The organism is Streptomyces sp. NPDC026062 (assembly GCF_055568375.1).
In genome coordinates, this window is record NZ_JBVHOQ010000090.1 from 1 (window position 1) to 8,780 (window position 8,780).

Annotated in this window: 10 protein-coding genes; 5 read left to right on the forward strand and 5 right to left on the reverse strand. The window is 72.6% G+C overall.

Translation table 11 applies throughout. The features are described from left to right. The first annotated feature begins 258 nt into the window (after positions 1-258). Entirely contained in the window at positions 259-1,113 is an 855-nt protein-coding gene (locus ACZ4LX_RS37390; protein ID WP_467651762.1) for a TetR/AcrR family transcriptional regulator, read from the forward strand. A gap of 169 nt (positions 1,114-1,282) precedes the next feature. Continuing rightward, positions 1,283-1,897: a TetR family transcriptional regulator gene (locus tag ACZ4LX_RS37395; protein WP_467651764.1), complete on the forward strand. Its 615-nt coding sequence runs from the start codon at positions 1,283-1,285 to the stop codon at positions 1,895-1,897. A gap of 63 nt (positions 1,898-1,960) precedes the next feature. Here the strand turns inward: ACZ4LX_RS37395 and ACZ4LX_RS37400 are convergent, their stop codons facing one another. Both ACZ4LX_RS37400 and ACZ4LX_RS37405 read right to left on the reverse strand, forming a co-directional pair. Continuing rightward, positions 1,961-2,638 carry a tyrosine-protein phosphatase gene (locus ACZ4LX_RS37400; RefSeq protein WP_467651750.1) on the reverse strand — a complete coding sequence of 226 codons (678 nt, stop codon included), beginning with the start codon at positions 2,636-2,638 and terminating at the stop codon, positions 1,961-1,963. A gap of 88 nt (positions 2,639-2,726) precedes the next feature. Further along, positions 2,727-3,185, reverse strand: coding sequence for a DUF2199 domain-containing protein (locus ACZ4LX_RS37405; protein WP_467651766.1), 459 nt, complete (start codon positions 3,183-3,185; stop codon positions 2,727-2,729). A 500-nt stretch (positions 3,186-3,685) separates the two neighbouring features. On the opposite strand from ACZ4LX_RS37405, the gene ACZ4LX_RS37410 reads away from it, so the two are divergent. After that, the gene (locus ACZ4LX_RS37410; RefSeq protein ID WP_467651768.1) at positions 3,686-5,119 is read left to right on the forward strand and encodes an MFS transporter; all 1,434 of its coding nucleotides are present in this window, start codon (positions 3,686-3,688) and stop codon (positions 5,117-5,119) included. Positions 5,120-5,214: 95 nt separating this feature from the next. On the opposite strand, the gene ACZ4LX_RS37415 is transcribed toward ACZ4LX_RS37410, so the two are convergent. Beyond that, complete coding sequence (locus ACZ4LX_RS37415) at positions 5,215-5,880, reverse strand: sigma-70 family RNA polymerase sigma factor (RefSeq protein ID WP_467651752.1); 666 nt, start codon at positions 5,878-5,880, stop codon at positions 5,215-5,217. 68 nt (positions 5,881-5,948) lie between these two features. Here ACZ4LX_RS37415 and ACZ4LX_RS37420 point away from each other — a divergent pair, with 68 nt between their 5' ends. Further along, complete coding sequence (locus tag ACZ4LX_RS37420) at positions 5,949-6,221, forward strand: alpha/beta fold hydrolase (RefSeq protein WP_467651754.1); 273 nt, start codon at positions 5,949-5,951, stop codon at positions 6,219-6,221. A 35-nt stretch (positions 6,222-6,256) separates the two neighbouring features. On the opposite strand, the gene ACZ4LX_RS37425 is transcribed toward ACZ4LX_RS37420, so the two are convergent. Further along, positions 6,257-7,075 (reverse strand): phosphotransferase family protein, encoded by an 819-nt coding sequence (locus ACZ4LX_RS37425; protein ID WP_467651756.1) that lies wholly within the window; start codon positions 7,073-7,075, stop codon positions 6,257-6,259. A 198-nt stretch (positions 7,076-7,273) separates the two neighbouring features. Continuing rightward, positions 7,274-7,750 (reverse strand): HIT family protein, encoded by a 477-nt coding sequence (locus ACZ4LX_RS37430; protein ID WP_467651758.1) that lies wholly within the window; start codon positions 7,748-7,750, stop codon positions 7,274-7,276. Positions 7,751-7,973: 223 nt separating this feature from the next. Between ACZ4LX_RS37430 and ACZ4LX_RS37435 the strand changes: the two genes are divergently transcribed. Beyond that, positions 7,974-8,738 (forward strand): YwqG family protein, encoded by a 765-nt coding sequence (locus ACZ4LX_RS37435; protein ID WP_467651760.1) that lies wholly within the window; start codon positions 7,974-7,976, stop codon positions 8,736-8,738. Positions 8,739-8,780: the final 42 nt, after the last annotated feature.

The window sequence follows — 8,780 nt, forward strand, 5'->3', positions numbered from 1 at the left end:
ATCTCCAGGCTCGAAAGAGGACTCAGCAGAGACGACGACCTCGCCCTTGCCTACCGCGACTGGCTCCAGACCGCTTGACAGCAATAGGAGCTTCAGCCGGTCGGCTTGCGCCAGGGGCCGAGGTCGGAGGCCGCACCGGTGGGCGGGTGCGGGTCCCTGAACGGCACCGTGGAGCCCCGTCGGCGGCGGTTGACGGCGTGGAATGCCCCTTCTGTGTGCGTAGCGCGCGTTAATGCGCCATGAATGCGCATACCTACAATGGGCGCCGAGGGAAGGCAGGTTCAGGTGAAGCAGGAGAAAGGTCCACCCGGCGGTACCGGCCTGCCGGCCAGTATCGAGGCCGCCTGGGGACTGCGGGCGCGCCCGGTCAAGGGGCCCCGTCCCGGCCTGAGCCTTGAGCGCATCGTGGACGCCGCGGTGGCGGTGGCGGCGTACGAAGGGCTCGGCGCGGTGTCGATGGGCCGGGTCGCCAAGGACCTCGGCGCCTCGACGATGTCCCTCTACCGGTACGTCGCCGCCAAGGACGAGCTGTACGTGCTCATGCAGGAGGCGGCCATGGGCCCGCCGCCCCCGCTGCCCGTCCGGGAGGAGAGGGCCGGCTGGCGGGAGGCGCTGTCGTGCTGGGCCTGGGCGCAGCGCCGGGTCTTCCACGCCAACCTGTGGATGCTCCGCGTCCCCATCGTGGGACCGCCCGCCAGCCCGAACTCGGTCGCCTGGTGGGAACAGGGCCTCCAGGCGCTCGAAGGTGCCGGTCTGGCGGCGGACGAGGAGGTGCGCGTCCTTCGTCTGGTCGCCGGTTTCGTGCGGAACGAGGCGCTGCTGAGGAGTGATCTCGGCGCCGCCGTCGAGTCCCGCGGCGTCCCGGTGGAGGAGGTCGTGGAGGGCCACGCCCGCACGCTGAACCGGCTGGTGGACCCCGTGCGTCATCCCGCGCTCTCCCGGTTGATGGCGGCCGGAGGGATACGGACGCCGGAGGAGCCCGACCATGAATTCCGGTTCGGTCTGGAACGGGTGCTGGACGGGGTCGACGTGCTGATCCGCACCCGCGCGCAGGAGGGCGGAGCGGAGCCTTCCGGTTCGGGTCGGGCGGCATCCGACGTCAAGTCCGCTTGAGGTCCGGGGCGTACGCTTCATGGTCATGAGCGGAGAGAACCCCGGCCCCCGTAAGGCAGCCGACGCGACGCATGCGGCGCACACCACGGATGCGGCGGACGGGGCGGACGCGGGTCCGGGCGGCGGCGCGGCCTCGCAGGCTTCCCCCCGTACGCCGACCCGTACGCCGATGAGTCTGCGGGAGCGCAAGAAGCGGCTGACGTTCGAGGCGGTCTCCGACGCCGCGATCACCTTGTTCCTGGAGCGGGGCTTCGACAAGGTCTCGGTGGCGGAGATCGCGGCTGCCGCGGACATCTCCAAGCCGACGCTGTTCCGCTACTTCCCCACCAAGGAGGACTTGGCTCTCCACCGTTTCGCGGACCACGAGGACGAGTCCGCGCGGGTGGTCGCCGGCCGGGCGGACGACGCGTCCCCGCTGGACGCGCTGCGGCGCCACTACCTGGACGGTCTGGAGCGCCGCGACCCGGTCACGGGCCTCTGCGACGTGCCGCAGGTGCTGGAGTTCCACCGGATGCTGTACGGGACACCGTCCCTGGTGGCCCGGCTCCACGCCTACCAGGGCCGCTCGGAGGCGGCTCTCGCCCGCGCCCTGGGCGACGGGGTGAAGGAACGGCTGGCCGCGGGCCAGATCATCGCGGTTCTGCGCATCCTGTCCCTGGAGAACTGGCGGCGGATCAGCGAGGGCCGGAGCGCGGACCAGGTGTACGGGGACGCGGTCGAGGCCGCCGAGCAGGGATTCGTCCAACTGCGGTCCGGGCTGGAGGACGGGAGCGCGGCTCTCTGACGAGCCGGACCCGCGGGGCCGTGAGGGTGTGAGGGGCGGGGCGGCGTGGGCGGCGTGGGCGGCTCACGCCTCGTCGGGAAGCCGGGAGAGGTCTCCCCGCGTGGCGCCCTGCTCCCGGAGACAGGCGGGTACGGAACCGTGGTGACTGCGGATCCACAGGAGCGCGCGGCGGATGTGGGCGGCCGTGACCGGCAGGGTGTTGTGTCCCCGCGGGGCCGGTGACGGCGCGACGGACAGGCCCAGCTCGGCGTTGGAACGTACGAAGTCCGCCACCACCTCCGTCTCGGACGCCCCGAACAGCGTCTGCACGAGGGCGACCACGACACCGGTCCGGTCCTTTCCGGACGCGCAGTGGACCAGTACGGCACCTTCGTGCTCGGCGGGCAGCCGCCGTAGCACCGCCAGCACGGCGCGGCCGGCGTGCTCGGCCATCGACGGGTAGAGCTCCATCTGCTCCTGCGGCCACCGCTGTTCCCTGAACACCGGAACGTGCAGGTGCCCGATCCCCGTGCTGTGCAGAGCATCCGGCCGGTCGGTGACCTCCGGCCGGCTGCGCAGGTCGACGACCGTACGCACCCCCAGCTCCGCCAGCCCGTGCGCGCCCTCCGCCGACATGGTGTGCAGCGAGCCGGACCGGTAGAGGACCCCGGGCGGCAGGTGTCCGACTCCTCCGGCGTCCCGGAAGTTCCGCACCCCGTCGATACCGGCGGGCGTGGCCGTTCCTGCCTCGTTGATCGTCATCGGCCCACTGTAGTTTCTGCGGTTCTCTCGGCCGTCGGCGTGCGGTCCTGCCGGCCCCTGCCGGGGTCCTGCCGGCCTCCTCGGGGCGCTACCGGCCCTCGTCCGCGTGCTGTACCGCCTCGGCGATCTCCCGGACCCGGTCGAGCGTGATGCCGTTGCGCTGCTCCACGGCCAGCGGGTGGTCGGTGGGCTCCAGTTCGATGAGCGGGCGTCGGCCGATCGGGCGGGTGTGGGCGTTGGTCTTGAGGTTGGTCGTACGGGGGGAGTACAGCCCCAACTCGGTGGTGAGCCAGCCGAAGTACGGCTTCTCGGACTCCCGGCCCGGGGTCTCCCACACGTCGAGGGCGCGGCCGAAGTTCTCCCGGCTCAAGGACACCCAGACACCCCAGGAGAACGGCTCCCGGCTGCCGGTCACGGGTATCTCGATCAGACCCTTGATGAAGTAGTGCTCGTGTCTGACGATGCACTGGTCCGTCGAGAGCATGCTGTCGGGGTCGTTCTCCAGGCTCGCGTCCCAGACGTCGGGCGCCATGGTCGAGTACCCCATCGGGAGTTCCGTGTGGTGTTCGCCGCAGCGGGAGCAGGTGTAGCCGGGGTCGGTAGCCATGGGCCGGATCCTAGAGCCTTCGCCCGGCACGTACGCGGCCCCCATGGGCCCTGCCGCGTGCGCGCGCCCCGCGGCGGGGATGTCCGGAGCCGTTCCGTACGGCCGTCGGACCCGGGACGAGGACGGCGGTGACGAGCTCATCCATGCGTCCGAGCGTACGGTCGCCGAGGCTGTCCGCGGGGAAATCCAGTGGCGGGTGCTTCAGCCGCCCGCCTAGCCTCGACGCCCGTGACCCATGATCCGAGAGTGCGCGGCCATGCCCGCCGGGGTGTCTCCGGTGTCGCTCAAGCCCCATGTGCACGCTGCGGCAACGGAGATGACGGATCGGCTCCGGGGGGCCGGCGGTGACCGGCCTGGCGTCGGCGGCGCGGTCGGCGGACGTCGGGGAGCGGCTGTTCTCGCGCACGTACGCCGCCGCGACGATCTGCTTCGCCGCGGTGATGTTCCTGACCGGGTTCGCCGCACTCGCCGTCGTACCCATGCTGCCCGTGGCCGCCCGCGATCTGGACGGAGTGCCGCTCTACCCGCTGGTCGCCGGGTGCTTCGTGGCCGCGAGCCTGTTCGGCGGAGTGCTGGGCGGCGACTGGGCGGACCGTGCCGGGGCGGGACGCCCGCTGGCGGCGGGCATGGTGCTCGCCGTGGTCACCCTGGTCGTGTCGGCCACCAGCACCTCCATCTGGCAACTGGCGGTCGGCCGTTTCCTGGACGGGGTGGCGGCCGGGATGATCGCGGTGGCCATCAACACGGCCATCGCGCACGCCTATCCGGACCGACTGCGGCCGAAGGCCCTGGCGTTGATGAGCACCTGCTGGATCATCCCGTCACTGACCGGCCCGCCGCTGGCGGGCCTCGTGGCCGCCTGGTGGTCGTGGCGCGTCGTGTTCCTCGGCCTGGCCGCCCTGACCGTGATCCCGTCGCTGGTCGTGGTCGTCATGCTGCGCAGCCCTTCCTGGCAGGCATCCCCGAATCCGCCGGAACCCGGTCCGGACGGTCCGGACGGTCCGGACGGTCCGGACGGTCCGGACGGGCAGCCGGGTACGTCCGGGCAGGCGGGGCAGTCCGGTCCGTCAGGTACGTCCGGGCAGGCGGGTCCCTCCGGGCAGTCGGGTCCGTCGGCGGCGAAGGCGCCCCGGCCCGCGCCGGCGGTCGCGGCGGCGGTGAGCGTGGGCGCGGCGCTGGGGCAGTACGCCGTCTCGGGCTGGGACCTGCGCCATCTGCTGTGCGGGGTGGCGGGGCTCGCCCTGCTGGTGGTGTTCGTGCCGAGGCTGCTGCCGCCGGGCACCTGGCGTGCCGCGCGCGGACTGCCCGCCGCCGTGCTGCTGCGCGGTCTGACGTCGGGGACGTACTTCACGCTGGAGGCCTTCGTTCCCCTGTTGCTGACCACCGCCCGGCGGGTGCCGCCCGTTCAGACCGGACTGGCGTTCACGGGGGCCGCCATTGCCTGGGCGGGCTCCTCCTGGCTGCAGGGCCGACTCCAGGGGCGGGTCTCCCGCCACGGGCTGGTCACGGCGGGCGCCCTGGTGATGGGGGCGGCGGTGGCGGTCGCCGCGGTGGGGACGCTGCCCGCGCTGCCCGCCCTGACCGCCGCCGGGGCGATGGTCCTCGCGGCCGTGGGCATGGGCACGGTCGCCCCTTCGCTCACCCTGCTCTCGCTCACGCACAGCCCGTCGGGCCGGCAGGGGTACGCCAGCAGCGCCATGCAGACCAGTCAGAACCTGGGCCAGGTGGCGGTGATGGGGGTGGCCTCCGCCGTGTTCAACCTCTTCCTGGGCTTCGGCTCCGCCGACCTGCCGGGGTACGCCGCCGCCTTCGGCCTGCTGCTCGTGCCCAGCGTCCTGGTGGCGGGCCTCGCCGTCCGCGCCCGCAGCGCCTGAGACGGGCGGGGGGCGGCCCCGGGCCCGGCGGAGGTGATCCGGGCCGGGCAGGGGATCCGGGCAGGGGGTCCGGGCCGGGGTGCGCGCGACGGGGATCAGGCGCCGTCCCGCAGCCGGTCCCGCTGGATCCGGTGGGCCAGGGTACGGCGCACGGAGGCCGAGCCGGCCGGGACGGCGGCTGTCGCGGACCGTACGTCGAGACCTCGGCTGATCTCGTCGTACGCCCTCCGGTGGCCCTCGGGCAGTTCCGGGGCATGCAGCCGAAGGTCCTCCTCGACGAGCCGGCGCAGTTCATCGACGTTCTCGGGAGTGAAGCGCTCCTTCCCCCGGGCCAGAGCGCCGACGTGGCGGGCACAGCGCGCCGTGTCGCCGTACGTCTCCGACAGGTCCTCGGCCAGACCCCACAGGCGCCCTTCGAGCCATGGCACGTCGTGCTGGCCGAGGGAGAGGTCCATCGGGGGCGCGGGATCGGTTTCCCGGTACTTGGCGACCTGCTTGGACACGGCCGGCTGGCTCATCTCGGTGAGCCGGGCGATGCGGTCCTGGGTCCAGCCGAAGCCGATGAACACCTTGATCATCTCGGCGCGGAGTCTCCGCATCTCCTCGCCGGCCCGGATGACGTCGTTCATCCCGGCGAGCATCCGTTCGGCCTGTTCCTCGGTGAGCGCGGCGAGGGGCGGTGCCTCCGTGTCCCTCCGTGCGTCTTCTGCGTTCTCGACGGACTCGACGGACTCGACGGACTCGACGGACTCGACGGACACGGACTGGCCGGCCCTCGCCCCGTTCTTCTACGGCCCGGTGGGACAGGGCGGCACGCGATCATCACGTGGTGAGCCGGCCGGAGAACCCGGAGGCCGTCGCCCTCTTCGGAGCCGAGGGTGCCTTCGATCCGGCGGGCACCCGTGCGGCGTTGGCCGTATGCGGGGCGCCCGTCCTGCTGCTGGCAGGGGAGTTCGACCTGAACAGTCCGCCCCGCTCGGTAGCCGCCTTCGCCGCGCTGTTCCCGGACGCGGCGCTCGTCGTGCAGGAGAGGGCGGGCCACTATCCGTGGGTCGATGACGCCGGCCGGTTCGCGGGGGCCGTGGCGGCGTTTCTGGCGTGAACCGGTCCGGGCGGGGGCTTTCGCGCGGCGCCGCCTCAGGCCAGTAGCCGGGACAGCCGGACGGCCTGCCGGTCGGCCGTCCCCGGCGGGTTGCGCGGGTGGCGGGGGTCGTCGAAGGAGAGCAGGAACAGCCACACGAGGGCCAGCAGCCGACGGGTTCCGAGCAGAAGGGACCGCTCGGCGGCGTCCAGGTCGAACCGGCCGAGGAACGCCTCGGCGTCCAGAGGCTCATCGACCCAGGCGGCCACGTGCTCGGTGATCTCCGCCAGTTCGAGCGGGCGGTCGCTGCGGCCGGACTCCTCGAAGTCGACGATCCGCACCCGGGAACCGTCCCAGAGGTAGTTGGCGAGATTGCCGTCACCGGGGCCGAACACCGGACGGACGTCCGGCGGTCCGGCGTTCTCAAGTCCCGTGCCCGCCAGCCATTCCAGCCCGGCGTCCATGGCCCGCCCCACCTCGGCGCCCACCCGGGGCCGGGTCCGCGGTGCCCAGGCCAGGATCCGGCCTGCCAGGTACCGCCGGTGCCCCGGCCTGGCGGGCACCTCGTTCAGTACGTGCGCGGGCATCGCCCCGTACACCTCGCTCACCGTCGACGCCAGGGCGTCGAGCTGCCGTTCGCCGAGCCGTTGCCCCCGGAGCGGCCCGCCCGGCAGCCGGGACATCACCACGGTCGGCTCGTCGGCCGCGAGATCCGCGTGCCGGGGTGCGGGGGCAAGTCCGGGCGCATGGGCGTCGAGCAGCGTGAGCGCCCGCCATTCGCGCTCGCTCTGCTCGTGGTGGCCGGGGCGGAACCGCTTGGTCACCGTTTCGGGCCCGAGGCCGAGGGCGTGAGTGCTCCATGCGTCGGCAGTCATGGGAGACGATCCTGTCAGGCCGGCGGCAGCCGGCGGTCGTGGTGAACACGCGGCGGTGGAACAGGCTCGACTCCGTGGGCCGGCCGCAGCCCCACCCCGTCGACGGCGCGCTTGCGGCCTTCCGACAGCTGGTTCTGTACGGCTGACCCGTCGGTGCGCGGCGGGGCGCGGCGCCATCGGCCTCTGTCTCCCGTGCGGTCACGTCGCGCGGGCGGCGGCCATGGCATCGGCGAGCCGCGTGACAGGGTCGCCGGCGATCCGGTGGCGGGACCGCTGGGCGGGCCAGGTGGTGAACGCGTCGTCCGGCCAGCGCGGAACCACATGGAAGTGCAGATGGGGTACCGACTGCTCCGATCCGGGCCCGCTGGCGCTCAGTATGTTCACGCCACCGGCCCCCAGCGCGGTCCGCATCGCTCCGGCGACGCGCTGGACCAGAGCCATCGTGTGCGCCAGGACCTCCGGGGGAGTGTCGAAGACATCCGCCCAGTGGGATGTGGGAATCACCAGGGTGTGACCGGGCGCGAGGGGATCCAGCGGCGCGAACGCACTGGCCACGGGGTCACGCGTCACCCACCGGGCGTCGTCGTTCCGGACGATTCGGCAGAAGGCGCACTCCATGCGGCCCGAGCTTGCCAGAACTGCGGCCACGACCGCGACTGCTACCACCACCGCCATATGTGCGCTGGATGACGCGAGTTCACAACTCGGCGTGGTCAGTTCACGGCAGCCGGGCCGGCGTGGTGACCACCGGGATGCCACCCGTTTCGAGGCCCACCGGCACCTCGGCGTCCTTCGGCGCGAGTGCGGCCATCTCCCGGGCGATGGAACCGAGGAGGACGAGGTCATGCCCGAAGCGGCTCCCTGAGCCCCTGAACCATGGCTTGGCATGATGCCGGGCATGGCGAGAACATGGCGCATCGAGAGCTTCTCCAAGGCCGGCCGGCCGGTTTCCACGCCGACCACCAAGTTCGGCGGGCAGCCCGTATGGGTGACAGGCCCGCAGTGGCCGATCAGCGAGGCATGGGACCGGCCGATGCGGTTCGTCGGCCAGATCGAGTTGAGCCCGGTCCTCGGAGCGGCCGGCCACGGGAAGACGGCCTACGTCTTCGTGACCCACGCCGACCACGGTGAGGACTTCTTCGACCCCGACATCATCGACCCCGACGGCGGCGAGAACGCGGTGATCGTGCAGCCGGGGGGCGACTACGCAGGCCCGGTACGCCCGCTGGCGTCCGGACCCGGCCTGTACGACGCCGACGGGGCGGCGGTGGAGTTCACCGTCGGCCTCCGCTCCGTCGACGAGCCCGCTGCCCTGACGTACGACGAACTCCAGGCATTGCCGTCTGCCGACCGGGACCGCTACGTCGAGCCGATCGACAACGACAGGATCGGCGGAACACCGCTGCTCTTCCAGGACGACGAGTGGCCGGACGGGGGCCCCTGGCGGCTGCTGCTGCAACTGGACTCGAACTGGGTACCGTTCCACCTCCACCTCGGCGCGGCGCGGCGCCGCGGTTGTTCGCCCTGGTGTCCGAGGACGGCGCCGGGGGCAGGCTGCTCATCCAGGACTCCTGAGCCGACAGGGCCCGGGCCCGGGCCCGGCCCGGGGACTAGGAGTTGTCGTCAAAGTGTCACGCCCACATCAGCAGCGAGGCGAGGGTGACGGCTGCCTGGTAGGACTCGGCGGTCTTGTCGTAGCGGGTCG

Coding starts and splice junctions, on each gene's coding strand:
- ACZ4LX_RS37435 (WP_467651760.1), top strand. CDS start 7,974: ATGGCGAGAACATGGCGCATCGAGAGCTTCTCCAAGGCCGGCCGGCCG.
- ACZ4LX_RS37405 (WP_467651766.1), bottom strand. CDS start 3,185: ATGGGGTACTCGACCATGGCGCCCGACGTCTGGGACGCGAGCCTGGAG.
- ACZ4LX_RS37425 (WP_467651756.1), bottom strand. CDS start 7,075: ATGACTGCCGACGCATGGAGCACTCACGCCCTCGGCCTCGGGCCCGAA.
- ACZ4LX_RS37400 (WP_467651750.1), bottom strand. CDS start 2,638: ATGACGATCAACGAGGCAGGAACGGCCACGCCCGCCGGTATCGACGGG.
- ACZ4LX_RS37410 (WP_467651768.1), top strand. CDS start 3,686: ATGTTCCTGACCGGGTTCGCCGCACTCGCCGTCGTACCCATGCTGCCC.
- ACZ4LX_RS37430 (WP_467651758.1), bottom strand. CDS start 7,750: ATGGCGGTGGTGGTAGCAGTCGCGGTCGTGGCCGCAGTTCTGGCAAGC.
- ACZ4LX_RS37395 (WP_467651764.1), top strand. CDS start 1,283: ATGAGTCTGCGGGAGCGCAAGAAGCGGCTGACGTTCGAGGCGGTCTCC.
- ACZ4LX_RS37390 (WP_467651762.1), top strand. CDS start 259: ATGGGCGCCGAGGGAAGGCAGGTTCAGGTGAAGCAGGAGAAAGGTCCA.